Source organism: Streptococcus sp. A11 (genome assembly GCF_043674225.1).
Taxonomy (GTDB): domain Bacteria; phylum Bacillota; class Bacilli; order Lactobacillales; family Streptococcaceae; genus Streptococcus; species Streptococcus suis_V.
The window spans coordinates 64,970-90,536 of record NZ_JBIMJS010000006.1 but is presented as its reverse complement, the minus strand read 5'-3'; the positions used below and the strand labels follow the sequence as shown (position 1 = coordinate 90,536).

The following is a 25,567-nucleotide window of genomic DNA, read 5'->3' as shown; positions in this document are numbered from 1 at the left end:
AAGATGACCATTTATAATGTCAACCGTGGAATTGGTTGGGCCAGCAGCGGAGTAGAGTATGCCCAAGCCTATCGGGCCAGCATTTTTAGAAAGATTGGCCAAGATAGTAAATTTATTTTTACAGACATGTTTCAAGGAGAAAACCTGGCTCATTTTACAGCCAATATTGGCTTTGAAGACCAGGAAATTATCTGGCTCTATGGCTTTTTTACCGATGTCAAGATTGCAGCGACAACCTATCCTTTGACGGAGTTTGAAGCTAGTCTAGATTCTGATTTTACCAAGGTTTCACAGAGCCCCGAATCTGTCAAATACCAGCATAAAGACAAGGACTTGGTCATCTTGGTGTTTACACGGAAAAATCATCCAGACTATGTGCAAAAGGTAGAGTTTCTTTCCAAAGGGAAGCTGATTCGCAAGGACTACTATAGCTATACCAAGATGTTTTCGGAATACTATGCTCCAGTGGATAATGCACCTGTTTTAAATGTGCGGGTATTTTTCAACGAAGATGGTTCTATCGCCTATGAAGAAAACTGTTCTGGTGACCAGAGTATCTTCCGTTTTCCTGATGCTATCCTTTGTACAAAAGAGGAGTTGATTGGTCGCATGTTGGACCGATTGACTCTGACAAAAGAGGACATTATCTTGATTGATCGTGCTACTGGGACAGGTCAGGCGATTCTGCGCCACCGAGGGGAGGCCCGTGTGGCGGTCGTGATTCATGCAGAGCATTACAATATGAATTCTGTGACGGAAGAAACCATTCTTTGGAATAACTATTACGAATATCAGTTTTCGAATGCGGATAAGATTGATGCCTTTATTACCTCAACCAAGGCGCAAGCGGAAACGCTGGCGGCCCAATTTGAGACCTATACGCCTTTCCGCCCGAAAATTTTTACTTTACCAGTTGGTAGTTTGGATGAATTGCGCCAGCCCGAATTGGACCGTCGTCCTTTCTCTTTGGTGACCTGTTCGCGACTGGCTAGTGAGAAACACATTGATTGGCTGGTGGATGCGGTGATTCAGGCCCAAAAACACTTGCCAGACCTTCAGTTTGATATTTATGGTGAGGGTGGGCAACGTAGTCGCTTGGAAGCCATGATCAAAGAACACGATGCGTCCTCTTTTATTCGCTTGATGGGGCACCATGATTTAACAGAGGTTTATAAACACTACCAAGCCTACTTGGCAGGTTCGACCTCAGAAGGTTTTGGCTTGACCTTGATGGAAGCCATTGGTTCTGGACTGCCGATTATTGGCTTGGATGTTCCTTATGGCAACCAAACCTTTGTGCAGGATGGACGAAATGGTAGCTTAATCAGTCGTTTGGACATTGATGATCCGACTGTCTATGGCCGACTCTTTGCCGAAAAACTGCTGGACCTATTCCAATCAGGTCAGCTGGAAGACTGGCAGGCGGCATCCTATGACCGTGCCAAGGAATTTCTGACGGTCGAATTGGAAAAAGCGTGGTTGCGCTTTATTGAGGAGGTTTAAAATGATTCAATTATATGATAGCTTCCATCAGGCCAGTAAGGATCTGTATTATTCACTGACTCAGGCAGGTTTTCAAGGTCCTGTCGTTGTCATTAATGATGATGGTTTTCTACCAGAGGGAGTGACCTCTGCCTATTCATACTATTGCCAAATGGAGACAGGTCAGGGGCGCTCGCTTTATTTCAACCAACTCCAAGTCCCTCCTTTTTGGGAAATTACAGGGACCAATGGTGATGGGGAAGTCTGGGATTACAGCCAACGGAAGGCAAAGATTTTTTATGCCGAACCCAAGCACCTTCGTCGCATCAAAAATGTTGACTGGTTTGGACCAAATGAAAAGGTACGTTTTACAGACCACTACAATCGCTTTGGTTGGTTGTTTGCACGAACCTATTTTAATGCTGAGCAGAAGGTGACTAGCCGTATTTATTTCAATCAGGCCAAACAAGAGGTCTTGGTTGAGAATTTCATGACGGGTGACATTCAGTTAAACTGGCAGGGAAAAGTGTATTTCTTTGACAATCGTGTGGAATTGTTCCGCCATTATTTTGCGGAAATGGGCTGGGAATTGTCAGAGATTTGGTACAACTCTTTATCGACTCCTTTTTTCCTCTCCTACAACAGTCCAGAAGCAGGTCAAGATATCCTCTTTTGGCAGGAAGGTATCCAGGAGGACATTCCAGGAAACATGAAAGTCATGTTGAATTCTTCCAACGTTCGTACACAACGTGTTTTGGTGCAGCAGCGTCAGGTTTATCAGAAGATGATGGATATTTTGCCGGAGGAACAAAAGGCCAAGATTGCTTACCTAGGTTATATCTATCCAAGTTTGCGTGAGAACGCTGGACGAAAGGAAATCCTTATCCTTACTAACTCAGATCAAATTGAGAAATTAGAGGAGCTAACTCAAGCACTACCAGACTTCCACTTCCATATTGGCGCATTGACAGAAATGTCTCAACGATTGATGGCTTTTGAAGCAAAGTCAAATATTACCCTCTATCCAAATATTTCACAGAAACAGCTACAACGGTTGTTCCAAGAATGCGATATCTACCTCGATATCAATCATAGTGGAGAAGTAATGGATGCGGTTCGCAAGGCCTTTGAGCAAAATATGGTGATTTTGGCCTTTGAGCAAACCATTCATAACCGTGATTTGATTCCAGCTGCCCACCGCTTTGATGCCAGCCAGCCAACTGACATGGTGATGGCCTTGGCAGGCTTTGCAGCATCTTATCCACAGATGGTAGCCTTGCAGCGTGAAGAAACTAGCAATGAATCTGTTACTGGATACCAACAGTTACTTGGGAAGGAGGAGCGCTAAATGACAGAGAAACGCAATCCTTTATTGGATGAAGCGATTGAGAAACAAATTAAGGAAGCTCGCTATGTTGAGCCTAAGAAAAACAAGCAGAGACGGAATTATTTTTACCTGACTATCATTTTCCTTGTGACCTTGGCAGTTATTTTCTCCCTCCTTCGTTACTTATAGAAATTCTTGCCTACAAGCCAATTGAAATCTTGAAAATTGCATGAAAATGTGAGAAAATATGTCAAATAAGAATGTGGGGGAAGAGCCATGCGAGATGATATACTCTTGAATGACCGAGCGGCTGCTCTTGCTGACCAATTGGTCCCGGTTTTAGGGTATTTTGGATGGTTTTTAGAAGTCGTACTTGGCCATCTGCCCTTGGCAATGTTGGCATTTGGGAGCAGGGTAATCCAGCTTAGCGATGACCTCTTTGCGGCTCCTGGCATCCACAATCTCCAAAATAATGATATTAGGGTCTTTAATTCCGAGTAGTTGTGTGATAAAATTGAATTGTTCCATATGAGTCTCTCTAAATGATAGTTTTTTCGCTTTTCATTATAGGTCATATGGGGCTTTTTTCTACACTCTAAAAGGCTCCATAATCTCTACAGTGGATTTACCCACTACAGTCTCATAGAGCCTGTTTGTCTTTTTCTGTGTACGACGGGCATGTCGTACATCTGAGGTGGAAGTCCTCCGTTGGCACCCGCTACAGGTGAACCCAATAGCGACTCCCAAGCCTGACTATCGTGAGGTAGCGGATTAAAACGGTCTGGGGAGAGACCGTTTTAATTCTGACGCTAGAAACCAAGATCGTCAGAGGAAGGGATAGTGAAATTGTGGAACTACGAACAGAAACGTGATACGAAGGCGTATATAGCGTACAAGGTGGCTCAGAAAACTAAAATACAAAAAGGTAGTCGTAACCTAAATGCGTAATTCACGAGTGTAATTGAACTCGGACTAAGGTCCTCATATCTTGTGTAAACGAGGAAAAATGTACGACTTATCCCGTGAGGTCTCATGGTCGTCAATAAGATGTAGTAACAACGAATCATGAGAAGTACCCTCGCCTATTGTTGTTATCAACTTATTCTTCGTTGTACAATCTTTATTTAATCACTTCTATGTAACTTTTTTTCATCAGAAAAAGACTTACTGTTATTTTTTGTCTAAATTTCACTGCAATTGTGGCATACTATTTTTGAGTTAAGAAAGTGGATCAATTTATGAATTCAAAAAATAGTAAGTATCGGATATGAATTTTGGTATCGAAAGTGGCTGGGGTAATAAGAAAACCATTTTAAAAATTTGGTCTGGGTTGTCTATACACACTTTGGACAGATGGCTACGTGAAATGAAGAAGAGTAAAAAATTTCGAGATGCAGTTATTAATCCATCACATAAAACATTTTTTGTTCAAATTGACCGATTTGAAGAATTTCTGAGATATAAGGACAAAAAGAAAATAAAACAATGAAGACGAAAATAAAAAAAATGGTAGAATAGATGAGTTAGCTATCTATTTTAAAAAGCTTGATTTTGCCCAATAACTACCCATTTCTTATAAATAATATCAAGTTAGGCTCACAAAAGCCTAAAGTAAAGGAGTTTTAATCCCATGGCAATTATTCAATGGTTTCCGGGGCACATGTCCAAGGCGCGCCGTCAGGTTCAGGAAAATATTAAGCACGTGGACTTCGTGACCATTTTGGTCGATGCGCGCTTGCCGCTATCCAGTCAGAACCCCATGCTGACCAAAATTGTCGGCGACAAACCCAAACTCATGATTTTAAATAAGGTTGATTTGGCGGATCCTGTCCGTACTAAAGAATGGCAGAGCTACTATGAAAGTCAAGGGGTGAAAACCTTGGCCATCAATTCAAAAGAGCAGTCCACAGTCAAAAAAGTGACCGACGCAGCCAAAAGACTAATGAAGGATAAGCTAGAGCATCTCCGCGAACGTGGTATTCAAAACGAAACCCTACGGACCATGATTATCGGTATTCCAAATGCAGGCAAGTCAACGCTCATGAACCGTCTGGCAGGCAAGAAAATTGCTGTCGTAGGAAACAAGCCCGGCGTCACCAAGGGACAGCAGTGGCTCAAGTCTAATAAGGATTTGGAAATTCTCGATACGCCAGGTATTCTCTGGCCGAAATTTGAGGACCAAGAAGTCGGGCTCAAGTTGGCATTGACAGGGGCTATCAAAGACCAGCTCTTGCCCATGGACGAAGTGACGATTTTCGGATTAGATTACTTCAAAGCCAATTATCCTGACCGCCTGCAGGAGCGGTTCAAGGGCATGGATTTGGAGCAGGAAACGCCTGAACTCATTATGGACTGGACCCGCAAACTCGGTTTCCGCGACGACTATGACCGCTTCTACAATCTCTTTGTCAAGGAAGTGCGTGATGGTAAGTTGGGCGTCTACACATTGGACAAGGTGAGTGATTTCGATGGCAACGATTAAAGACATCAAGGCGCAGTTGGCCCAATTTTCCGATTTGACGGATCCTCGCTGGGCAGAATTTGAAGCGGATGAGCGAGCGGGTGTCCAGATTGCGATCAAGCAGCGTCGCTCTGCCATTCTTAAAGAAATCCAAGAAGATGAACGCTTGGAGACCATGCTGGCCTACGAGAAGGCTCTGTATGAGATTGGGCTTGAGTTTGTGGCTGGGATTGACGAGGTCGGGCGTGGCCCTCTAGCAGGTCCCGTGGTGGCAGCAGCTGTTATCTTGCCCAAGGGCTGCAAAATTCGTCACCTCAACGATTCCAAGAAAATACCCAAAGCCAAGCACCAAGCCATATATGAGGAGGTTATGGAGCGGGCAGTAGCAGTGGGAATTGGTGTGATGGATAATCACATCATCGACCAAGTCAATATCTACGAGGCGACTAAATTAGCCATGTTGGAGTCCTTGGGAAAGCTGGACCAGCAACCGCAGCACCTTTTGATTGACGCCATGACATTAGACACTACCATCCAGCAGACTTCCATCATCAAGGGTGATGCCAACAGTTTGTCCATCGCAGCAGCTTCTATTGTTGCCAAGGTGACGCGGGACCAGATGATGGCAGACTACGACCGTCAATTTCCGGGTTATGGCTTTGCCAAAAATGCTGGTTATGGTACTGTAGAGCATTTACAAGGCCTAACAAAACATGGTGTGACCCCCATTCACCGTCGGACATTTGAGCCTATCAAGTCTATGATATTGAAGTAGAATAGCTTGGAAAACAAGATGAAAAAGTCCTTACAAGTTTCAATAAGGACTTTTTATATGGACTGAATATGGGAGGCCAGGGTTCAATGTTTTTCAAGCGGTTGTTTATTTTTGTCCAGTGTAAAACCTTCCCCTAAGACCTCGTGGGCGTCGGTAATGGTGATGAAGGCATGAGGGTCGATGCGGTGAATCAGTTCCTTGGTTTCCTGGAGTTGGCTCTTATAAATGACCGAATAAACCATATTTACTGGCGTTTTACTGTAAAATCCTTCGGCCTTGATAAAGGTAACACCGCGCTCTATCTCCGTATCAATAGCAGTAGCAATTTCCTGCGATTTCTGGGAAATAATCATCAGGCCCTTGCTGCCATAGCCACCATCTGAAATGAAATCAATGACACGAGTAGCAATGGCCACCATCATCAGGGTATAGAGGACCAGTCTCAAGTCTTTAAAAACAAGGACGATAAAGGTCAGGATGATGATATCGACAGCTAAAATGATTTGACCGATTGAATAGGGCAGATACTTATGACCGATACGGGCGATAATATCACTACCGCCAGTAGTTCCCCCAGCTTTAAAAATCAAACCCAGTCCAATTCCCATCAAAATTCCACTAAAGGTGCTGACCAAAAATAAGTCATGTTCCAGATTGATAGCCAGGGGGAATTTTTCAAAAATTGCCAGCCAAACCGTAACGCTAAAGGTTCCCAGAATACTTAAATAAAGAACTTTTTTGCCTAGCAATTTCCAGCCGATGACGAATAGTGGAATATTAACGAGAATGTTCATCAACCAGGGCTGGATGTTGAACAAGTAGTAGAGAATGAGCGTCAGTCCAGTCACTCCGCCTTCAAATAGGTGATTGGGCATGACCAGATAGTTCAAAGAAAAGGCAAACAAGGCACTGCCAATAATGATGGCCAAAATATTTCGAATACGTAGCATAGTCTCTCCTTAGGCACGACAAAATTTTCAGCTATGTGAGTTTATATATACTAATATTGTACGTCATTTATTATTGAAATACAAGTCAATTTGTAAGTGCTTTTTCTGCTGAAATTTGTTACAATAATGAGAACAATGAAAAAGGTGGTAATCATGGAAAAAGGTCATTTTATTACATTTGAGGGACCAGATGGGGCTGGAAAGACAACGGTTTTGCAAGAGCTCTTGCCTAAATTACAGGTACTTGGTCTGGAAGTGATTACTACTAGAGAACCGGGTGGAGTTACCATCGCAGAAGACATCCGGAAAATCATTCTTGATCCGGCCAATACAGCCATGGATCATAAAACGGAACTCCTGTTGTTCATTGCTGCTAGGAGACAGCATTTGGTTGAGAAAGTCTTACCACCACTCCAAGAAGGGAAGATGGTCATTATTGACCGCTTTATTGACTCTTCAGTGGCCTATCAGGGATATGGTCGTGGTCTAGATATTGCCGATATTGACTGGCTCAATCACTATGCGACGGATGGGGTCAAGCCCGATTTGACCCTCTATTTCGACATAGATGCCGAAGAAGGGCTGGCAAGAATCGCCCGCAATGCTGAACGCGATGTGGACCGGTTGGATATGGAAAAAGCGGACATGCACAGACGGGTCCGACAAGGCTATTTGGCCATTTTAGAAAAAGAACCAGAGCGGTTTGTCAAAATTGATTCCAGCCAGCCCCTAGAGGCTGTTGTCCAGGACGCGCTCGGTATCATCCAAGAGCGACTATTGAAAGCAAATGAATTATAAGAATTTAAGCAACTTGCAGCCGAAACTGATTGAAGATTTCGTTTATATTTTACAAGGGAGCCATCTGGCACATGCCTATCTGTTTTCTGGTGATTTTGGGAATTTTGAAATGGCCCTGTTTTTAACCAAGGCTATTTTCTGTACGGAAAAGACAGACTCCCTTCCCTGCGAAATGTGTCGGACCTGCCGTTTGATTGAGAGCCAGGAATTTTCGGACGTGACCATATTATCACCCCAGGGTAATACCATAAAGACGGATGCGGTCCGCGAAATCGTGAAGAATTTTTCTCAATCTGGTTTTGAATCATCGAAACAGGTCTTTATTATCAAGGATGCGGAGAAGATGCACGTCAATGCAGCCAATTCGCTCTTGAAGGTCATAGAAGAACCCCAGTCAGAAATCTACATTTTTCTGTTGACCAATCAATTGGAAGCAGTGTTGCCAACCATCAAAAGTCGGACACAGATTGTCCAATTTCCAAAGAATCTGGCGCTTTTGGAACGTAGCTTAGAAGAATCTGGTTTGCTAAAGACCCAGGTTAGTTTATTGGCTCAGCTGGTTTCCAGTCAAGATGAAGCTCAAAAGCTAGCTAAAAACAAGTCCTTTTTGGAGGCCTTGGTCCAAGCGAGAAAGTTCATTGACCTCCTGCAGGAGCAGCCCAATCTGGCTTATTTACAGGTGGGAACCCTGGTGGGGCTTGTGCCTGAAAAAATGGAGCAGGGTCAATTGCTGGATTTACTGGCTATCCTTTTGGCGGAGAATCTGGATAAAGCGGATGCGCGTGATAGGCTGGATACATTGCTGACGGTGAAGAAAATGTGGCAGTCTAATGTTAGTCTGCAAAATTGTCTAGAATACCTCACTCTTAGTTAGAATAGAAAGTATAAGATGGATAAAAAAGATATTTTTCATGCCTTGGATGGGTTCTCGCAGAATTTATTTGAGACTCTTGCTGAGGTAGAATCGATTAAGAAAAATCTCCAGGCTGTGATTGATGAAAATACAGCTTTGCGATTGGAAAATGCCAAGATTCGTGAACGTTTGAAGAAAGAGATTGCTACTGAAAATAGGGCGACGCATTCAAGTCTAGGCAATCTGGAGGCTATTTATTTGGATGGTTTCCATATTTGCAACGACTTCTACGGTCAACGTCGGGACAATGATGAACCATGTATGTTCTGTGATGTCATATTGAATCGAGATTAAGATGAAACTACAAAAATCATTTAAGGGACAAACAGCTTACGGCAGTCTTTACCTGGTACCGACACCGATTGGTAACCTGCAAGATATGACCTTGCGGGCTATTGACACGCTGAAAAATGTTGATCTGATTGCAGCTGAGGACACGCGCAATACAGGACTTCTCCTAAAGCAGTTCGAAATTGAAACCAAGCAGACCTCCTTTCACGAGTATAATGCCCATGAAAAAATTCCTGGGCTGATAAACTTGCTTAAATCAGGTCAATCCTTGGCCCAGGTGTCTGATGCAGGCATGCCTTCTATCTCGGATCCTGGTCATGACTTAGTAAAGGCAGCTATTGCAGAAAATATTCCTGTTGTGGCATTGCCTGGGGCGTCCGCAGGAATTACAGCCCTGATTGCCTCCGGCTTGGCTCCGCAACCGCATATTTTCTACGGCTTTTTGCCTAGAAAATCAGGTCAGCAAAAGGAATTTTTCCAGCAAAAGCTACAGTATCCAGAAACACAGATTTTCTACGAATCTCCCTATCGTGTGGCTGATACCTTGGAAAATATGCTCGCTGTCTACGGAGATCGTCAGGTGACGATCGTTCGTGAATTGACCAAGCTTTACGAAGAATACCAACGTGGGACCATTTCAGAATTATTGGATTTTCTAGCAGATAATCCCCTCAAAGGCGAATGCTTGATTATTGTAGCTGGAGCTAGCGATGAGGAAATTCCTTCCGTAGACCAGGTCGATTTGGTAGCGGAAGTTGAGGCAGAAATCGCAGTAGGTCGCAAACCAAATCAAGCTATTAAAGAAGTTGCCAAACGCTATCAACTAAAAAAACAAGAAGTATATGACCTCTATCATGGACTGGCTTAGGCTGGTCTTTTTATAATATAATTTTAGAAAAATGTATAAAAACAAGTTTATTTCAGAATAATATATGAAATTTTTCGGAAAAATTTGATGATAAACCGAATATTTAGTCACTAAAAATGGAAAATAATGGTGAAATTTCATTTTCATGTGGTATAATAGGCTCATCTTAATTTGGAGGGATTTTATGACAATCTACAACTTTTCTGCAGGTCCTGCAGTCTTGCCAAAACCAGTGCTGGAAAAGGCACAAGCTGAATTTTTGGATTACAATGGTTCGGGAATGAGTGTGTTGGAGATGTCCCATCGCTCCAAGGATTTCGACGATATTATTAAAGGTGCTGAGGCGACCCTGCGCGAGCTGATGGCTATTCCAGATAACTATAAGGTTATTTTCTTGCAGGGTGGTGCATCCCTTGAATTTACCATGATTCCGCTCAATTTTGCCAAGGGCAAGAAAGCCTACTATTTGGCTGGTGGTTCATGGGGCAAAAAAGCCTATACTGAGGCTGTCAAGCTGTCTAAAACTATTGACTTTGAGCCAATTTTGCTGGGTTCTTCTGAGGAAATTACCTATGCAGAATTGCCTACATTTGACAAAAATGACATCGACCCAAATGCAGCCTATGTGCATTTGACTACCAACAATACAATTGAAGGAACAGCAGTTTATGACATTCCAGATACCAACGGTGTGCCTGTGATTGGTGACATGTCGTCAAACATCTTGGCGGCTCGCTATAATGTGGAAGATTTTGCCATGATTTATGCAGGTGCTCAGAAAAATATAGGCCCTGCAGGTGTGACAGTGGTTATCGTCCGTGAAGATTTCCTCAACGACGAGCCAGTACTTTCAAGCATGCTGGACTACCGTATCCAAGCAGACAATGAGTCACTTTACAATACACCGCCAGCTTACTCTATCTACATTTCAAAACTTGTCTTTGAATGGGTCAAAGAAATCGGTGGCGTTGATGAAATGGAAAAAATCAACCGCGAAAAAGCTGGTCTGCTCTACGATTACATTGACCAGTCTGCTTTCTACACCAACCCTGTTCGCATCAAGGAACAGCGCTCAGTGGCCAACATTCCATTTGTATCACCAAGCGAAGAATTGGATGCTAAGTTTGTTAAAGAAGCGACTGCAGCAGGCTTTAAGAATATCAAGGGTCACCGTTCCGTTGGCGGCATGCGTGCTTCCTTGTATAATGCCTTCCCACGTCAAGGCGTTGTAGACTTGATTGACTTCATGAAGAAATTTGCTGCGGAGAATGCCTAATGGAAATCCGTCTGGCACATCCCAATGAAGTCAGGGCCATCGAAGCAATCTTTCAAGAGGCACGAGCTTACTTAGCGGCCTCTGGCATTGACCAATGGCAGGGAGAGTATCCAAGCGCGAGTGAGGCAATCGAGGATATCTTATCTGGTAAGGGTTATGTGGGCTTGGTAGATGGCAAGATTGTGGCTTATGCAGCGGTTCATCGTGGTCAGGAAGAGGCCTATGAAGCAATCTATGATGGAAAATGGCAGCACAATAATCCAGTCTATACGACCTTTCATCGTGTGGCAGTGTCAGCCAGTGTTCGTGGTCAAAAGTTTTGTCAGACTTTCTTGCAGGGCTTGATTGAAGGCCAGAAGGGACCAGACTTCCGTTGTGATACCCACGAGCAAAATAAGGCTATGCAACATATCTTGCTGAAGTTGGGCTATGTCTATTGTGGCAAGGTTCCCATTGACGGGGAACGCCTGGCCTATCAAAAAATCAAACACAAGAGTGAACGCAGTCTATATCAAGAGGTGAATGAAGATGACCGTTGGCTCCTAAACTCAAATTAAAAAATGAAAGTAGGGCGGAAGCTAATCCGCCTTTTTGGTAAAAAAATGGTATTTAGCGTTAGAACTTTTAATAATATCAACCAGGTTGGTCTCAAGGAACTGGGCAATCGTTTCCAGATAGATGGGGATCAGGCAGTCAATCCTGATGCCTTTATCATCCGTTCTGAAAACCTGCATGGCTTTGATTTTCCAGAAAATCTCAAGGCTATTGCCCGTGCTGGTGCTGGTACAAACAATATTCCAATTGATGTGGCAACTGAAAAAGGGATTGTGGTCTTCAATACCCCAGGTGCCAATGCCAATGCGGTAAAAGAAGCGGTTATCGCCTCTATTCTCCTGTCTGCTCGTGATTATATCGGTGCGACTACCTGGACCAATACCCTGTCTGGCGACGATGTGCCAAAGCAGGTCGAGGCAGGTAAAAAGCAGTTTGCTGGGACAGAGATTTCTGGCAAGACACTCGGTGTCATCGGTCTGGGTGCTATCGGTGCTCGTATTGCAAATGATGCTCGTCGTCTAGGTATGAATGTCCTTGGTTACGACCCGTATGTGTCTGTTGAGACAGCATGGACCATTTCTAGCCACGTCAAGCGCGTGGATGATTTGAAGGAAATCTTTACCCAGTCAGACTACATCACCGTTCATGTGCCATTGACTGACAAGACTCGTGAGCTCTTCAATGCAGACAGCTTTGCTCTCATGAAAAAAGGGGTTACCTTGGTCAATTTTGCCCGTGGTGAATTGGTCAACAACGCTGATTTGTTTGAGGCGATTGATGCAGGTGTTGTTAAAAACTATGTGACGGACTTTGGTACAGAAGAGGTCCTCAACAAACCGCACATTACAGTCTTTCCGCACGTTGGTGGATCGACCGAGGAGGCGGAGCTCAACTGTGCCATTGCGGCTGGTCAGACCATTCGTCAATTTATGGAGACGGGTGAGATTATTAACTCTGTCAACTTCCCGAATGTTAAGCAATTCCTCGATGCACCGTATCGCATTACCTTGATCAACAAAAATGTGCCAAATATCGTGGCGACAATCACGACAGCTGTGTCTGAGCTAGGGATTAACATCGACAATATCATCAACCGTTCTAAGGGTGACTATGCCTATACCTTGCTGGATTTAGACGAGTCAGATAAGTCTAAAATTGACAGCCTGGTGGCTAAGTTTGAAGACCTGGATGCTATTATCAAGGTTCGTGTCATTAAACATAAATAATGCTATACAAACAAATCTACACTAGTCCCCTAGGCCCCATTTCTTTGATTGCGAGTGACCAGGGCTTGGTAGGGGCTTGGTTTCATGGTCAGAAGTATTTTGAGAGGGGAGTGGCAGAGGAAATTTCTCTCGCTCCTCGTCCTCATTTGGACCAGGCAGCACGCTTATTGGCAGAGTATTTTGTTGGAAAATTCCCTGACTTTAGCCAATTACCACTGGATTTACGAGGGACGGATTTTCAAATGAAGGTCTGGCGAATTTTACAAGAAATTCCTGTAGGTCAGATGACAAGCTATGGTCAGATTGCCAAGGCCTTGGACATCCAATCAGGTCAGGCAATCGGTGGAGCAGTGGGAAGAAATCCCTTGTCTATCATCATTCCCTGTCACCGTGTTCTGTCAAGTGACATGAAGTTGACTGGCTATGCTGGGGGCTTGGATAGAAAAATTTGGCTCCTGCAACATGAAAATCCGTATTTTGAGGTGAGGAAATGATTTTATTTTACGAATATCCAAAATGTTCAACCTGTCGGGCAGCTAAGGCTGAGCTCAAAAAACTGGGTCTAGAATTTGAAGCTATCGACATCAAGACAACACCGCCCAAGGCTGCTCAATTGAAAGAGTGGATGGATGCGACTGGATTGGAGTTGAAAAAGTATTTCAATACATCGGGCAACAGCTATCGCGAATTGGGTTTGAAAGACAAGTTTGCAGACTTGACGGTTGATGAGGCCTTGGATTTGTTGGCCAATGATGGTATGTTGATTAAGCGCCCCTTGCTCATTCAGGATGGGAAAATTCTTCAGATTGGTTACAAGACACCATACGAAAATCTCGGTTTCTAGGCCGAGATTTTTTCTTATAAAGCATATTCAACTGAGATGTACTCATGCTGTTTTTGCAGGAGATAGAGCATCTGTGGTTTTTCAGCCAGCAATTGTTGCACTAACTGGTGTTCCACATCGTGCAGATTGATTTTTACCCGGATGTTCATACCTTGTTTGAAGATGTGAATATCTATATCTTGAGCATCTTCGTCAAGATAAGAACCAAGAATTTGATAGATAGATTCATGGATTTCAGGCACATGGGTTGTTCCGTTGGCCAGTTCCTTGAAGGCAGTTAGGAGACCATTCCAAGGCTCCTTAAAGGAAATCAAGGCCAAGGCCACAGTCAGGAAAAAGTCACCGGTGTAGTGGAGAAATCCAAGCGGTCCATTGATTGGGACAAAGAATAGCAGTAGGATTGCCAAGCCAATGGCCCCTGAGATGAGCCCGTCGACCAAATTTCCTTTTGCCTCTGCCAAAATGATCGTTGACATGTGGTTGAGTTTGGAGCTCATGTGGAGATTGTAGAGATAAAGGGCAATACAGACGAAAAACATCGTAACTGAATAAGGGATAACAGGCCCTGTGGTCATCTGATTTCCAATGCCATTGACAAAATAGGCAAAGGCTGTTGCACTGGTTTCGAGGACAGCAAACAATAGTAAGAGCAGGGTCGCCAGTGATTTCATAATGGCGTAGAGAGGTTCTAAAAAGTAAAGTCCCTGCGGAAAAGTTGCTGTTTTCTTGTGGCTATTTTTTGAAATATAGAATGCGACTAGAGATGATATGAAAGCAATCAGTGAGAATACGCCATCCAGGAGCAGGGCATTCATGCCAGTGATGATATAGACTGCCACTCCAGCGGTTCCGCTAAGTCCGTTGACGATAGCTGATACAGTGAGTGATTTTCGTTCGATTTTCTTGTTATTCATGTTTCCTCCTTTAATGATATCTATATATTTATTATACCACAAAAAGTAATCGTTTTCAAATCAGATACATTTAAAAACCCAGCATTTGCCGGGTTTGAATTATCTAATAAACTAAAAATTAAATGCTTATTTCCATCACAATTGGTGTGTGGTCTTGGCGAGCACCTGAGTCAATCATAGCCGACTTGGTCACCTTGTCAGCGATACGGTCACTAACCAACCAGTAGTCGATTCTCCAGCCTGTGTTGTTGATTTTGCTGGTACGGCTGCGTTGCGCCCACCAGGTATAGGCGTTGAGGACGTCACCATGCAGGTAACGGAAGGTGTCGGTGAAGCCTTTGGCAAGCAGGTTTGTAAAGCCCTCACGCTCTTCATCGGTAAATCCTGGTGACTGGCGGTTGCTGGCTGGGTTGGCCAGGTCGATTTCTTTGTGGGCAACGTTGTAGTCGCCTGTTGCTAAGACGGGCTTTTGGCTGTCAAGCTGTGATAGGTATTCGGCATACTGAACGTCCCAGATTTGGCGGTCAGCCAATCTCTTCAAGCCATCGCCAGCATTTGGCGTATAGACCTGGGTCACGTAGAAATCGTCAAATTCCAGGGTAATGATGCGCCCTTCAGAGTCCATAGTGGTAGGAGCACCGATTGCTGGGAAGCTAATGGTAGGAGTCAGGTGGTTTTTGTAGAGGAAGAGGGTGCCAGCGTAGCCCTTACGAGCAGGCTCTACAGAAGAACGCCAGGTATTGGCATAGCCTGGGAAGTAGCCTTCTAGAATTTCCAAATGCTTTTTGGTCGGTCCCTTGTCAGACAGCTTGGTCTCCTGAATGGCGATGATGTCTGCATCCTCAGCGACTAAGGTGTCAATGACAGCGCGCGAGAGTAGGGCGCGTGGCGATTCCGCAGTCAGGGCCGCGTTTAGGGAGTCAATGTTCCATGAGATGAGTTTCATATTCTATCCTTTTCACTTTTTCTATCGCTCCATTATATCAAAATTCCCCTATGGATGCGACTGAGAAAAACTGAAATAAAATATTGTTTTCGCTTTCACAAGTGGGAAAATATGCTATAATATAACTAGAATTGATATGGAGGAGATTTCTATGAAAAGACAATTGATTGGATTAGCCTGGCTGGCTCTTGTGCTAGAAATGGCTATATACTACTGGTACAATCTACCAGCCCTCAACATTTGGAGCCTGGGTTTTTGGTTCTTCTTGCTCCAATCACTGGGGCTGGTCTGGTTGATACTGGTCTTCTCGTCCGCAGGAGGTATGGTCCAGAAGGTGACAAAAATCTCTGGACGCAATCGTTCTGTCGACACCTATCAGCTCAAGCCCAACGGGCTACCTAGCTATCTGCGTTGGTTTAGTCGCCTGCTGCTGGGGATTGTCCTTGTCTTAACCCTGCTCGCTGCTCTCAATACTCGCATTTTCCGTGCCAAGGACTATGCTGGTGTCATCACAGTTCAGGATGCGGATTTCAAGGCGGATTTCCCAGAGACAGATATTTCTAGACTGGCTCTCCTGGATCGGGCATCAGCTGAGAAGATTGGAGATACCTATCTAGGCACCATAGACAAGGTTTCTCAGTTCGGTATTTCGGATGATTACCGCCAGATTACCATTGGCCAGCAACCTTTTCGCGTGTCGCCTTTGGAATATAAGTCTTTTTGGAAATGGCTGAGCAACCATCAAGACGGGATTGGCTACTATGTCAAGGTCAACCAGACGACAGGAAAAGCAGAGCTTGCCAAGTTGGCACAGGCCATGCATTTCTCCGATTCAGAATATTGGTTCAATGATACCAAGCGTCATCTGCGAATTCAATATCCGACCACGATTTTTGGCAATCCCTCCTTTGAAGTTGACGACCAGGGCAATCCCTACTATATTGCTACGATCTATCAACCGAAATTCGGTCTGTCATCCAATGACCCAACAGGTGCTATCGTACTAGATGCCGTTACAGGAGAAAGCAAGCGGTATAGCTTAGCTGACATTCCAGAATGGGTGGACCGTGTCTACTCTGCCGAAAATGTCATCAGCCGTGTTGATGACCATTATACTTATCAAAATGGTTTCTGGAATACGGTCTTTAGCCAAACCGGCGTTAAAAATACGACTGACAGCTACAACTATATTTCAATCGGTTCGGATATCTATCTCTACACAGGGATTACTTCAGCTACAGCAGATTCATCTAACCTGGGCTTTATTCTAGTCAATATGCGGACCCGTGATATAACCAACTACAAGCTGGCATCAGCAACCGAGACAGCCGCCCAAGAATCGGCTGAAGGAGAAGTTCAAGAAAAAGGCTACCAAGCAACGGCACCAAGTCTGGTCAAGCTAGCCGACACCGCCTACTACCTGGTTTCTCTCAAGGACGACGCCGGTCTAGTAAAATCCTATGCCCTGGTCGATGCCGAAGATTACCAGCAGGTGACAGTTAACAATGACGTGGCAACCTTGATTTCTCAGGTATCCGGGGCAGATGCCTCTAGCTTGTCAGGTCTGGCAAGCACAGCAGATGGACAAGGGGCAGAAGAGCTCGAGACTGTCTCTGGTAAAATCGAGGCCTTGGGTAGTCAGATGATTGCTGGCTCAACGGTCTACTATATCCAGTCGGAAGGCAAGATTTATAAGGTTAAGGCGACGGAAGACAGTACAGACAGGTTACCATTTATCAAAGTCGGCGATAACTTTACCGGTCAGCTGGATAAGAAGAATTACTTGATTCAATTCCAAGTCGAAAATGAGTAGATGCTCGGAGGACAGCTAGATGCATGTTTTGATTGCGCCTGATTCTTTTAAGGAATCCTTGGCTGCTCCAGATGTGGCTAGGGTTATAAAAAATGGATTTTCAAAGGTATTTCCAGAGGCCTCCTACGATTTGATGCCGCTTGGAGATGGAGGAGAGGGGACACTGGATAGCCTGGTGCATAGTTTGGGATTAAACAGGCAATCAACCCAGGTTACCGGTCCTTTTGGTGAGAACATTCAGGTTCAATATGCGGTAAAAGGAAGTTTGGCCATGTTTGAAATGGCTGAGCTTGTGGGCCTGGCTTCTATTCCAATAGAAAGTCGGGCTCCATTACAGATTCAGACCAGAGGACTTGGGGAGCTCATTGTCCATCTGGTTGAGGCCGGTATGGAGCGAATTATGATTGGAGTGGGTGGTTCCGCTAGTCATGATGGTGGAATGGGCATGGCGGCTGGCTTGGGATTTCAATTCTTCGATAAGGATGGTCAGGAGTTGGAGCCGATAGGGGCCAATTTGGGCAAGGTGGTCAGCTATTCCAAATCCGATACAGGATTTGATAGCGCTGCTATTCAGATTGATTTAATCACTGATGTGACCAATCCCTTGTGCGGGCAGAATGGGGCGACCTATGTATTTGCAGCTCAAAAAGGATTGGCACCGGAAAGATTTGCCCAAGTTGATAAGGAGATGCACGATTTTTATCAGCTCGTTAATCCTGATTTGATTGAAAAGGAAGGAGCTGGTGCGGGCGGCGGTATGGCTGCAGGGCTTTGTGCCTTTGCCGGCGCTACAATTCATTCGGGTATTGAGTTTGTGCTGGATCAGCTGGATTTTGAACAACGTTCTAGCCAGGCTAATCTGGTGATAGTTGGTGAAGGCCGTCTGGATCGACAGAGTCTTTCTGGTAAGACTCCGATTGGTGTTGCCCGCCGGGTCAAGCAGGGAGTACCTGTTGTTGCGATATGTGGTAGTCTTGCGGACGATTTGCCTGATTTTCCTTTTGAAAATATCTGCGCCGCATTTCCCATTATCTCTAAACTAGCGAGCTTAGAGGAGTCGCTGGCTTTAGCGGAAGTGAACCTGGAAAGAACAGCTGAACAAATAGCACGCATTCTGAAAATATCACAAGCATGGAAAGATGGGCTCTAGCCTGTCTTTTTCTTGTGAAATAGCTATTCTTGACCGAATTTCGGGCGTGTGATATACTTGGAAACATGGTACAATCATACTCAGAAAACGCAAACCACAATATGCGCCGGCCTGTTGTCAAGGAAGAAATTGTGGACTTTATGCGGACACGTCAGGCGCAGAATAGAGGATTTTTGAAAGAGCTCGAAGTCTTTGCTCAGAAGGAAAATATTCCGGTCATCCCACATGAGACGGTAGCCTTTTTCCGCCTGCTCTTGCAGACCCTGCAACCGCAGAATATTCTTGAAATTGGTACAGCAATCGGCTTTTCGGCCCTTTTGATGGCTGAAAATAGTCCATATGCTCAGATTACGACTATTGATCGCAACGAGGAAATGATTGGTCTAGCCAAAGAAAATTTTGCCAAATATGATAGTCGCAAGCAGATTTCCTTGCTGGAAGGGGAGGCCATGGAGTTACTTCCAACTCTGGTCGATGACCAGTATGACTTTGTTTTCATGGATTCTGCCAAGTCCAAATATATCGTTTTCTTGCCTGAAGTTCTGAAGAAGGTTAAGCTGGGTGGTATCATTGTCATCGATGATATTTTCCAGGGAGGCGATGTGGCTAAGGACATCATGGAAGTGCGTCGTGGTCAGCGGACCATTTACAAGGGTTTACAGAAACTCTTCAATGCGACCTTGGATAATCCAGATTTGACAGCCAGTCTTGTTTCACTCAGTGATGGGCTCCTGATGCTCCGTAAAAATTTGGAAAATGTTGAGCTGAATCTAGATGATATTTAAGAATTTTATAAGATTTTATGGTATAATGGATGGGTTAAAGAAAGAAGGAGTGTTAATTTTCGAATGAAATCAAGAAAAATTATTGCTGGTGCGGTAACATTGTTAGCAGCAGTTACCCTAGCAGCTTGTACTTCATCAACTGATAAGGATATTGTCAGCTTAAAAGGGCAAACCATTACTGTTTCGGAATTCTATGACGAAGTAAAAAACAATCCAAATGCTCAGCAGGTTCTCTTGTCTATGCTGATTACAGAAGTATTTGAAGAAAATTACGGAGACAAGGTATCAGACAAGGAAGTCACTGAGGCCTTTGATAAAATGGCAGAGCAGTATGGTGATTCATTCCAGCAGGCCCTGGCATCAGCTGGCTTGAATACAGAGAGCTATAAGCAACAAATCCGTACCAATAAATTGGTTGAGTATGCTGTTAAACAAGCAGCAGAAAAAGAGTTGACAGATGACAACTATAAGGCTGCCTATGAAAACTATACGCCAGAAGTAACTGCGCGTGTCATCCAATTGACAGACGAAGCTAAGGCGAAAGAAATCTTGGCAAAAGCTCAGGAAGACGGTGCTGATTTCGCCCAATTGGCTAAGGATAATTCAGCAGACAGCAAGGCTAAGGACAAGGGGGGAGAAGTCAAGTTTGACTCTACTTCAACAGAAGTGCCAAAAGAAGTTCAACAAGCAGTCTTTGCACTTGACAATGGCCAAGTTGGTGCGTCTATCGTCCCTGTGGTTGACCCGACAACTTATACAACAAGTTACTATGTTGTAAAATTGGAAAGCAAAACTGAAAAAGCAAAAGATTGGAAAGAATACAAAGACAAGTTGAAAGAAGTCATTCTTACAGCTAAGCAAAACGATGCAGCCTTCATTTCGACTGTTGTTTCAGAAGAGTTGAAAGCAGCTAACGTTAAGGTTAAAGACCCAGCCTTCCAAAACATTCTTTCTCAGTATATTCCATCTGAAGTTAATTCATCTTCAACAGACGCTTCGTCTTCGACAGATGCTTCATCAAGCTCTGGAGAAAAGAAAGATGAAAACAAATAATCTATCGAGAATGGATGGTTATCCACTCAGTTCAGAAAATTGGCGGTCGCTGCGAGCCATCTGAGTAAATCATCTTGCTACTCGTTAGCACAATTGAATAGTGAGAACCTGTATCCAGAGCTCAGTACCTTAGTACCTAAGTCGAGGTTGGCTTACCTGTGAATACAGATTCTGAATGAAGAATGACAAGTCATTGAATGAAGGTGGTACCGCGGTTTTTCGCCCTTCGTTTGGTTTCTTGTCATTTTTTTGGAGGTTATCATGAAAGAATTTCTTGTGAAACAGCGGTTCACCTTTGGTGGAGAAAAATTCGATATTCAGGATAGTCAGGGCAATCTAGCCTATCAGGTTCAGGGTTCCTTCCTGGAAATTCCCAAGCGGTTCACTATTGTAAACAGCCAAGGACAGGAAATCAGTCAGATTACCAAGAAATTTCTGACCTGGCTACCTCAATTTACCATTGACATGGCCAGCGGGCATTCCTTTTATCTGAAACAGAAATTGACTTTCTTTAGAGATAAATACTCGGTGGAAAATCTGGGGCTAGCTCTTGAGGGCAATATCTGGGATTTGGATTTTCGACTGCGGACGGTCGACGGTCAGCTGGTAGCTGAAATCTCCAAAGAACTTTTTCACCTAACTTCTCATTATTCGGTTAAAGTTTACCACGACGACTATGCTGATTTAGTTATTTCCCTAGTCATCGCCATTGACTATGTGGAGATGCTGGAATCTGCATCAAGCTAAACATCATTAAACAAACAAAAAACGAAAGGAATGGTTCAGTTAATCAGTCTAACTGAACCCGCCCGGAAGGTTCGGAAAAAAAGTAAACTGTCTAGGAAGTAAGGATTTCCTGCCAGTTTCCTATTTTTCAGTCGCCTTCTAATCGGGCTTGGTATCTTAATTATGAAAAATTTATCTTCTGCTCAAATTCGTCAAATGTGGTTGGATTTCTGGAAATCAAAAGGCCACTCTGTTGAGCCTTCCGCAAACCTTGTCCCAGTAAACGATCCAACTCTTTTGTGGATTAACTCTGGTGTAGCAACGCTTAAAAAATATTTCGATGGATCTGTCATTCCTGAAAATCCACGGATTACCAACGCTCAAAAATCAATACGTACCAACGACATTGAAAACGTTGGTAAGACAGCCCGCCACCACACCATGTTTGAAATGCTTGGGAACTTCTCTATCGGAGATTATTTCCGTGATGAAGCGATTGAGTGGGGCTTTGAGCTTTTGACAAGTCCAGAATGGTTTGCCTTTCCAAAAGACAAGCTCTACATGACCTACTATCCAGACGATATGGATTCTTACAACCGCTGGATTGCTCTCGGTGTTGAGCCAAGTCACTTGATTCCGCTTGAGGATAACTTCTGGGAAATCGGTGCGGGACCTTCTGGACCAGATACGGAAATTTTCTTCGACCGTGGTACAGATTTTGACCCTGAAAACATTGGCATTCGTTTGCTGGAAGAAGACATTGAAAACGACCGTTACATCGAGATTTGGAACATCGTTCTTTCACAATTCAACGCTGACCCAGCAGTTCCGCGTTCAGAGTACAAGGAATTGCCAAATAAAAACATCGATACGGGTGCAGGTTTGGAGCGTTTGGCAGCTATTTTCCAAGGGGCTAAGACTAACTTTGAAACCGACCTCTTCTTGCCAATCATTCGTGAAGTAGAAAAGATTTCTGGTAAGACTTACGATCCAGACGGCGATAACATGAGCTTCAAGGTCATCGCAGACCACATCCGTGCTTTGTCATTTGCTATCGGTGATGGTGCCCTTCCAGGTAACGAAGGCCGTGGTTATGTCCTCCGTCGTCTGCTTCGTCGTGCGGTCATGCACGGTCGCCGTTTGGGCATCACCGAGCCATTCTTGTACAAATTGGTGGAAACGGTTGGCAATATCATGGAAAGCTACTACCCAGAAGTGCTTGAAAAACGTGACTTTATTGAGAAAATCGTTAAACGTGAGGAAGAAACCTTTGCTCGCACCATTGATGCTGGTAGCGGTCACTTGGAAGAACTTTTGGCTGACTTGAAAGCAGCTGGTAAGGATACTCTTGAAGGTAAGGATATCTTCAAGCTCTACGATACCTATGGTTTCCCTGTGGAATTGACCGAGGAATTGGCTGAAGATGCGGGTTATAAGATTGACCATGAAGGCTTCAAGGTTGCCATGAAAGAACAGCAGGACCGTGCCCGTGCGGCCGTTGTTAAAGGTGGCTCAATGGGTATGCAAAATGAAACCCTAGCAGGTATTACCGAAAGCTCAACTTTTGTCTATGGTCAAACTAGCTTAGATGCCAAGTTGGCAGTGATTATCGCGGACAATGAGCGGACAGAAGCTGTGTCAGAAGGTCAAGCCCTTCTTGTCTTTGACCAAACACCATTCTACGCTGAAATGGGTGGTCAGGTTGCCGACCGTGGTGTGATTAAAAATGCTTCAGGTGATGTCGTTGCAACAGTTGTGGATGTGCAAAAAGCACCGAATGGTCAGCCATTGCACACCGTAGAACTATCTGCTAGCATTTCACTAGGTCAAACCTACACACTTGAAATCGACACAAACCGTCGTCGTGGCGTTGAGAAAAACCACACAGCAACTCACTTGCTCCATGCTGCCCTTCACAATGTTATCGGTGAGCATGCAACCCAGGCTGGTTCTTTGAACGAGGAAGGATTCCTCCGCTTTGACTTCACACACTTTGAAGCAGTGACAGCTGATGAACTTCGTCGTATTGAAAATGAAGTCAATGAAAAAATCTGGGAAGCCTTGGATATTGTCACAGTTGAAACGGATGTGGATACGGCTAAAGAAATGGGTGCCATGGCCCTCTTTGGTGAGAAGTATGGCAAAGTGGTCCGTGTGGTTACAATCGGTGACTATTCTATCGAGCTTTGTGGTGGTACCCACGTTGGCAATACAGCTGAAATCGGCCTCTTCAAGATTGTCAAAGAAGAAGGTATCGGTTCAGGTACCCGTCGTATTTTAGCGGTGACAGGCAAGGAAGCTTTCCTAGCTCTTCGTGACCGCGAGGATGCTCTCAAAGCTATTGCGCAGACTCTTAAGGTGCCACAAATCGACCAAGTGCCGACAAAAGTGGAGGCACTGGCTGCGGAGCTCCGCGATTTGCAAAAAGAAAACGCTAGTCTGAAAGAAAAGGCAGCGGCAGCAGCTGCTGGAGATGTCTTCAAAGATGTCAAAGAGACAAACGGTGTCCGCTACATCGCTAGCCAGGTCCAAGTTTCAGATGCGGGTGCTCTCCGTACCTTCGCTGACAACTGGAAGCAGAAAGACTACTCGGATGTCTTGGTGTTGGTTGCTTCTATCGGTGACAAGGTCAATGTCCTTGTAGCCAGCAAATCAAGTAATGTGCATGCTGGTAATCTTATCAAAGTCCTTGCTCCAATCGTAGCAGGTCGTGGTGGTGGTAAGCCAGATATGGCCATGGCAGGTGGTAGCGATGCGTCTAAGATTGCAGATTTGTTGAAGGCTGTCGCTGAAAATTTGTAACATTCCCAAACTCTCTTATCTCTGGATAGGGGAGTTTTTGTGCTATACTATCTTTAAAGCGGAGGTTTTGCTATGGGAAAATGTTTGGTAATCGGTTCGACCGTTTGTGATGTGATGATTTATCTGGATCAGTTGCCGGGGCGGCAAGGCGATGCGCATATTGACAAACAGGTCCTGTCTCTGGGCGGTTGTGCTTTCAATGTGGTCAATATCCTGCACCACATGGGTGTGGACTATGATTTCATTTCACCTGTAGGGACGGGCATTTACGGTCATTTTGTCAGGAATGAGCTGGAAAAAATTGGAATTGAACCACGGGTTTTAGTGGAAAGAGCCAACGGCTGTTGTTACTGCTTTATCGAAAGCGACGGAGAACGGACCTTTCTGTCCGACCATGGTGTGGAATACCATTTTGACCCTACTTGGCTGGACCAGTTGGATTTATCGGAGTACGACTATGTTTACGTTTGTGGTTTAGAAGTGGAGGAAGAAACAGGTCAGGCATTAGTGGACAGTTTGGAAACTATTCCTGCCCAGCTCATTTTTGCGCCGGGACCGCGAGGACATCTGATAGTTAAGCAGCGTATGGAGCAAGTCTTGGATTTGTCTCCTATCCTCCATGTTAATGAGCAAGAGGCTTTGACATTATCAGGTCAAACTGACATCAGGCAGGCTGTGCAGACCTTAAATGAACGCACCGGTCAAGCGCTGGTGGTAACCAGAGGAGAGGCTGGAGCTTTGGCCTACGATGGACAATGGCATGAGCAAAGGTCTTATCCAGCGCAAGTGGTAGACGCGGTGGGAGCGGGGGATAGTCATGTTGGCGCTCTATTGGCAGGATTAGCTAGTGGAAAATCCTTGGACCAGTTGCTCGACTTTGCCAATCGTGTCACCAGTTATATTGTGGCCAACCCCGGCGTACACCTGCCTTCATCAACCTATGAGGATTTAAGAAAGTATTTATCAGAATTATAAATTCGAGCCCATTTGGGCTTTTTTGCTTGTCTAATTGCCCATTATCAGCTACATTTTGACTATCATTATAAACTTTTTGACAATTTTTATTGTTTTTTTGACAAAGATACTTGTCAAAAAGAAAAAGAAGTGTTACAATGATATCAAGATAAGAGATGAAAGCGAAATCATCATATAAAAAGAAAGTAGGAAACTATTATGAAAAAGTTAAACAATCTTCACATTGCGCGCTTCGTACAAGTACTGGCAATTGCCTATCTAGTTTTTGTCCTGCTAGCTGACATCATGAAGTGGCAGCAGTTGGATAATACTCATGTCGTTCTTGCCATTTGTGCCATCGTAGTGACAGATGAGAACTTGTGGAAACTAGCTGGCAGAAAAGAGAAAAACGGGAAAAGAATAAAGTAAGTAAAAATAAAGAAAGCGGGAAATCATCATGAGTAAAAATATGTCACCTACAAAATCTGAAGTGAATTTCAATAATTGGACCAAACGTGAGAAAGTTCTTCTAACTCTACTTATTATTACGTTGATTGATATTAAAGAGATTATATTTACTCTCTATCACATTGGATTGGAGTTTGGACAGGCTTTGACGGCCTGGTTCTAGGATAAGGAATTGAAAACAGAAAAGCGT

Annotated in this window: 27 protein-coding genes and 1 pseudogene; 24 read left to right on the top strand and 4 right to left on the bottom strand. The window is 44.3% G+C overall.

All coding sequences use genetic code 11. The features are described from left to right. The first annotated feature begins 3 nt into the window (after positions 1–3). The 3 genes from gtfA to ACHBIF_RS05150 are packed head-to-tail and all read left to right on the top strand — an operon-like array spanning position 4 to position 2,998. Positions 4–1,503, top strand: a complete 1,500-nt coding sequence (gtfA, locus tag ACHBIF_RS05160; RefSeq protein ID WP_394719109.1) for an accessory Sec system glycosyltransferase GtfA — start codon at positions 4–6, stop codon at positions 1,501–1,503. 1 nt (position 1,504) lies between these two features. Next, entirely contained in the window at positions 1,505–2,830 is a 1,326-nt protein-coding gene (gene gtfB, locus ACHBIF_RS05155; protein ID WP_394719106.1) for an accessory Sec system glycosylation chaperone GtfB, read from the top strand. Then, a complete protein-coding gene (locus tag ACHBIF_RS05150; protein WP_172095958.1) occupies positions 2,831–2,998 on the top strand; it encodes a hypothetical protein in 168 nt (55 codons plus the stop codon). It abuts the gene before it with no gap. A 174-nt stretch (positions 2,999–3,172) separates the two neighbouring features. Here the strand turns inward: ACHBIF_RS05150 and ACHBIF_RS05145 are convergent. Further along, positions 3,173–3,337 (bottom strand): annotated as a pseudogene (locus ACHBIF_RS05145) (ISL3 family transposase); the annotation flags it as partial. Positions 3,338–4,076: 739 nt separating this feature from the next. On the opposite strand from ACHBIF_RS05145, the gene ACHBIF_RS05140 reads away from it, so the two are divergent. From ACHBIF_RS05140 to ACHBIF_RS05130, 3 genes are all read left to right on the top strand, one after another. After that, the gene (locus ACHBIF_RS05140) at positions 4,077–4,298 is read left to right on the top strand and encodes a DNA-binding protein (RefSeq protein WP_172067882.1); all 222 of its coding nucleotides are present in this window, start codon (positions 4,077–4,079) and stop codon (positions 4,296–4,298) included. 141 nt (positions 4,299–4,439) lie between these two features. Continuing rightward, a complete protein-coding gene (ylqF, locus tag ACHBIF_RS05135; protein ID WP_394719103.1) occupies positions 4,440–5,291 on the top strand; it encodes a ribosome biogenesis GTPase YlqF in 852 nt (283 codons plus the stop codon). Further along, positions 5,278–6,045, top strand: a complete 768-nt coding sequence (locus ACHBIF_RS05130) for a ribonuclease HII (protein ID WP_394719101.1) — start codon at positions 5,278–5,280, stop codon at positions 6,043–6,045. The genes ylqF and ACHBIF_RS05130 overlap by 14 nt, the downstream gene beginning before the upstream one ends. Positions 6,046–6,128: 83 nt before the next feature. Here ACHBIF_RS05130 and ACHBIF_RS05125 read toward each other — a convergent pair whose 3' ends face one another. Continuing rightward, positions 6,129–6,995, bottom strand: coding sequence for a YitT family protein (locus ACHBIF_RS05125; RefSeq protein WP_394719099.1), 867 nt, complete (start codon positions 6,993–6,995; stop codon positions 6,129–6,131). A gap of 153 nt (positions 6,996–7,148) precedes the next feature. Here ACHBIF_RS05125 and tmk point away from each other — a divergent pair, with 153 nt between their 5' ends. From tmk to ACHBIF_RS05080, 9 genes are all read left to right on the top strand, one after another. After that, entirely contained in the window at positions 7,149–7,793 is a 645-nt protein-coding gene (tmk, locus tag ACHBIF_RS05120) for a dTMP kinase (protein WP_394719097.1), read from the top strand. Continuing rightward, a complete protein-coding gene (locus ACHBIF_RS05115; RefSeq protein WP_394719095.1) occupies positions 7,783–8,667 on the top strand; it encodes a DNA polymerase III subunit delta' in 885 nt (294 codons plus the stop codon). The genes tmk and ACHBIF_RS05115 overlap by 11 nt, the downstream gene beginning before the upstream one ends. A gap of 15 nt (positions 8,668–8,682) precedes the next feature. Further along, positions 8,683–9,000 carry a DNA replication initiation control protein YabA gene (gene yabA / locus ACHBIF_RS05110; RefSeq protein WP_394719093.1) on the top strand — a complete coding sequence of 106 codons (318 nt, stop codon included), beginning with the start codon at positions 8,683–8,685 and terminating at the stop codon, positions 8,998–9,000. A gap of 1 nt (position 9,001) precedes the next feature. Continuing rightward, positions 9,002–9,865, top strand: coding sequence for a 16S rRNA (cytidine(1402)-2'-O)-methyltransferase (gene rsmI / locus ACHBIF_RS05105; protein ID WP_394719091.1), 864 nt, complete (start codon positions 9,002–9,004; stop codon positions 9,863–9,865). A gap of 184 nt (positions 9,866–10,049) precedes the next feature. Beyond that, on the top strand, positions 10,050–11,141 hold the full coding sequence (gene serC, locus ACHBIF_RS05100) for a 3-phosphoserine/phosphohydroxythreonine transaminase (protein ID WP_125265533.1): 1,092 nt from the start codon (positions 10,050–10,052) through the stop codon (positions 11,139–11,141). Beyond that, the gene (locus tag ACHBIF_RS05095) at positions 11,141–11,698 is read left to right on the top strand and encodes a GNAT family N-acetyltransferase (RefSeq protein WP_394719089.1); all 558 of its coding nucleotides are present in this window, start codon (positions 11,141–11,143) and stop codon (positions 11,696–11,698) included. The genes serC and ACHBIF_RS05095 overlap by 1 nt, the downstream gene beginning before the upstream one ends. 45 nt (positions 11,699–11,743) lie before the next feature. Next, complete coding sequence (locus ACHBIF_RS05090; RefSeq protein ID WP_394719087.1) at positions 11,744–12,922, top strand: phosphoglycerate dehydrogenase; 1,179 nt, start codon at positions 11,744–11,746, stop codon at positions 12,920–12,922. Beyond that, complete coding sequence (locus ACHBIF_RS05085) at positions 12,919–13,416, top strand: methylated-DNA--[protein]-cysteine S-methyltransferase (RefSeq protein WP_394719118.1); 498 nt, start codon at positions 12,919–12,921, stop codon at positions 13,414–13,416. Before ACHBIF_RS05090 ends, ACHBIF_RS05085 begins: the two co-directional genes overlap by 4 nt. Further along, entirely contained in the window at positions 13,413–13,766 is a 354-nt protein-coding gene (locus ACHBIF_RS05080; RefSeq protein ID WP_105122170.1) for an arsenate reductase family protein, read from the top strand. The genes ACHBIF_RS05085 and ACHBIF_RS05080 overlap by 4 nt, the downstream gene beginning before the upstream one ends. Before the next feature lie 14 nt (positions 13,767–13,780). Here ACHBIF_RS05080 and ACHBIF_RS05075 read toward each other — a convergent pair whose 3' ends face one another. Next, positions 13,781–14,680: a cation transporter gene (locus tag ACHBIF_RS05075; protein WP_394719085.1), complete on the bottom strand. Its 900-nt coding sequence runs from the start codon at positions 14,678–14,680 to the stop codon at positions 13,781–13,783. 118 nt (positions 14,681–14,798) lie between these two features. Next, positions 14,799–15,626 carry an exodeoxyribonuclease III gene (locus ACHBIF_RS05070; protein WP_172095951.1) on the bottom strand — a complete coding sequence of 276 codons (828 nt, stop codon included), beginning with the start codon at positions 15,624–15,626 and terminating at the stop codon, positions 14,799–14,801. Positions 15,627–15,777: 151 nt separating this feature from the next. Between ACHBIF_RS05070 and ACHBIF_RS05065 the strand changes: the two genes are divergently transcribed. The 9 genes from ACHBIF_RS05065 (at position 15,778) to ACHBIF_RS05025 (ending at position 25,540) form a co-directional block, all read left to right on the top strand. Beyond that, positions 15,778–17,439 (top strand): hypothetical protein, encoded by a 1,662-nt coding sequence (locus ACHBIF_RS05065; RefSeq protein ID WP_394719082.1) that lies wholly within the window; start codon positions 15,778–15,780, stop codon positions 17,437–17,439. Between the two features lie 19 nt (positions 17,440–17,458). Beyond that, positions 17,459–18,589, top strand: a complete 1,131-nt coding sequence (locus ACHBIF_RS05060) for a glycerate kinase (protein WP_394719080.1) — start codon at positions 17,459–17,461, stop codon at positions 18,587–18,589. A gap of 65 nt (positions 18,590–18,654) precedes the next feature. Next, positions 18,655–19,374 (top strand): O-methyltransferase, encoded by a 720-nt coding sequence (locus tag ACHBIF_RS05055; RefSeq protein ID WP_394719078.1) that lies wholly within the window; start codon positions 18,655–18,657, stop codon positions 19,372–19,374. Positions 19,375–19,437: 63 nt separating this feature from the next. Beyond that, positions 19,438–20,427, top strand: coding sequence for a peptidylprolyl isomerase PrsA (gene prsA, locus ACHBIF_RS05050; RefSeq protein ID WP_394719076.1), 990 nt, complete (start codon positions 19,438–19,440; stop codon positions 20,425–20,427). Between the two features lie 261 nt (positions 20,428–20,688). Further along, positions 20,689–21,174: an LURP-one-related/scramblase family protein gene (locus tag ACHBIF_RS05045; protein WP_125265525.1), complete on the top strand. Its 486-nt coding sequence runs from the start codon at positions 20,689–20,691 to the stop codon at positions 21,172–21,174. Positions 21,175–21,336: 162 nt separating this feature from the next. Beyond that, positions 21,337–23,955 (top strand): alanine--tRNA ligase, encoded by a 2,619-nt coding sequence (gene alaS, locus ACHBIF_RS05040; protein WP_394719073.1) that lies wholly within the window; start codon positions 21,337–21,339, stop codon positions 23,953–23,955. 72 nt (positions 23,956–24,027) lie between these two features. Continuing rightward, positions 24,028–24,930, top strand: coding sequence for a carbohydrate kinase family protein (locus ACHBIF_RS05035; RefSeq protein WP_394719071.1), 903 nt, complete (start codon positions 24,028–24,030; stop codon positions 24,928–24,930). A gap of 198 nt (positions 24,931–25,128) precedes the next feature. Further along, positions 25,129–25,338, top strand: coding sequence for a hypothetical protein (locus tag ACHBIF_RS05030; protein WP_105122177.1), 210 nt, complete (start codon positions 25,129–25,131; stop codon positions 25,336–25,338). A gap of 40 nt (positions 25,339–25,378) precedes the next feature. Beyond that, positions 25,379–25,540, top strand: coding sequence for a hypothetical protein (locus ACHBIF_RS05025; RefSeq protein ID WP_161498001.1), 162 nt, complete (start codon positions 25,379–25,381; stop codon positions 25,538–25,540). Positions 25,541–25,567: the final 27 nt, after the last annotated feature.

What these genes read in the sequence shown, in the direction of transcription:
- ACHBIF_RS05055 (WP_394719078.1), top strand. Translation starts at nt 18,655, where the DNA reads ATGGTACAATCATACTCAGAAAACGCAAACCACAATATGCGCCGGCCT.
- serC (WP_125265533.1), top strand. Translation starts at nt 10,050, where the DNA reads ATGACAATCTACAACTTTTCTGCAGGTCCTGCAGTCTTGCCAAAACCA.
- ACHBIF_RS05075 (WP_394719085.1), bottom strand. Translation starts at nt 14,680, where the DNA reads ATGAATAACAAGAAAATCGAACGAAAATCACTCACTGTATCAGCTATC.
- yabA (WP_394719093.1), top strand. Translation starts at nt 8,683, where the DNA reads ATGGATAAAAAAGATATTTTTCATGCCTTGGATGGGTTCTCGCAGAAT.
- ylqF (WP_394719103.1), top strand. Translation starts at nt 4,440, where the DNA reads ATGGCAATTATTCAATGGTTTCCGGGGCACATGTCCAAGGCGCGCCGT.
- ACHBIF_RS05060 (WP_394719080.1), top strand. Translation starts at nt 17,459, where the DNA reads ATGCATGTTTTGATTGCGCCTGATTCTTTTAAGGAATCCTTGGCTGCT.
- ACHBIF_RS05130 (WP_394719101.1), top strand. Translation starts at nt 5,278, where the DNA reads ATGGCAACGATTAAAGACATCAAGGCGCAGTTGGCCCAATTTTCCGAT.
- ACHBIF_RS05070 (WP_172095951.1), bottom strand. Translation starts at nt 15,626, where the DNA reads ATGAAACTCATCTCATGGAACATTGACTCCCTAAACGCGGCCCTGACT.
- gtfA (WP_394719109.1), top strand. Translation starts at nt 4, where the DNA reads ATGACCATTTATAATGTCAACCGTGGAATTGGTTGGGCCAGCAGCGGA.
- rsmI (WP_394719091.1), top strand. Translation starts at nt 9,002, where the DNA reads ATGAAACTACAAAAATCATTTAAGGGACAAACAGCTTACGGCAGTCTT.
- ACHBIF_RS05080 (WP_105122170.1), top strand. Translation starts at nt 13,413, where the DNA reads ATGATTTTATTTTACGAATATCCAAAATGTTCAACCTGTCGGGCAGCT.
- gtfB (WP_394719106.1), top strand. Translation starts at nt 1,505, where the DNA reads ATGATTCAATTATATGATAGCTTCCATCAGGCCAGTAAGGATCTGTAT.
- ACHBIF_RS05150 (WP_172095958.1), top strand. Translation starts at nt 2,831, where the DNA reads ATGACAGAGAAACGCAATCCTTTATTGGATGAAGCGATTGAGAAACAA.
- ACHBIF_RS05090 (WP_394719087.1), top strand. Translation starts at nt 11,744, where the DNA reads ATGGTATTTAGCGTTAGAACTTTTAATAATATCAACCAGGTTGGTCTC.
- ACHBIF_RS05095 (WP_394719089.1), top strand. Translation starts at nt 11,141, where the DNA reads ATGGAAATCCGTCTGGCACATCCCAATGAAGTCAGGGCCATCGAAGCA.
- tmk (WP_394719097.1), top strand. Translation starts at nt 7,149, where the DNA reads ATGGAAAAAGGTCATTTTATTACATTTGAGGGACCAGATGGGGCTGGA.
- ACHBIF_RS05125 (WP_394719099.1), bottom strand. Translation starts at nt 6,995, where the DNA reads ATGCTACGTATTCGAAATATTTTGGCCATCATTATTGGCAGTGCCTTG.
- ACHBIF_RS05025 (WP_161498001.1), top strand. Translation starts at nt 25,379, where the DNA reads ATGTCACCTACAAAATCTGAAGTGAATTTCAATAATTGGACCAAACGT.
- ACHBIF_RS05045 (WP_125265525.1), top strand. Translation starts at nt 20,689, where the DNA reads ATGAAAGAATTTCTTGTGAAACAGCGGTTCACCTTTGGTGGAGAAAAA.
- ACHBIF_RS05115 (WP_394719095.1), top strand. Translation starts at nt 7,783, where the DNA reads ATGAATTATAAGAATTTAAGCAACTTGCAGCCGAAACTGATTGAAGAT.
- ACHBIF_RS05030 (WP_105122177.1), top strand. Translation starts at nt 25,129, where the DNA reads ATGAAAAAGTTAAACAATCTTCACATTGCGCGCTTCGTACAAGTACTG.
- ACHBIF_RS05065 (WP_394719082.1), top strand. Translation starts at nt 15,778, where the DNA reads ATGAAAAGACAATTGATTGGATTAGCCTGGCTGGCTCTTGTGCTAGAA.
- alaS (WP_394719073.1), top strand. Translation starts at nt 21,337, where the DNA reads ATGAAAAATTTATCTTCTGCTCAAATTCGTCAAATGTGGTTGGATTTC.
- ACHBIF_RS05035 (WP_394719071.1), top strand. Translation starts at nt 24,028, where the DNA reads ATGGGAAAATGTTTGGTAATCGGTTCGACCGTTTGTGATGTGATGATT.
- ACHBIF_RS05140 (WP_172067882.1), top strand. Translation starts at nt 4,077, where the DNA reads ATGAATTTTGGTATCGAAAGTGGCTGGGGTAATAAGAAAACCATTTTA.
- prsA (WP_394719076.1), top strand. Translation starts at nt 19,438, where the DNA reads ATGAAATCAAGAAAAATTATTGCTGGTGCGGTAACATTGTTAGCAGCA.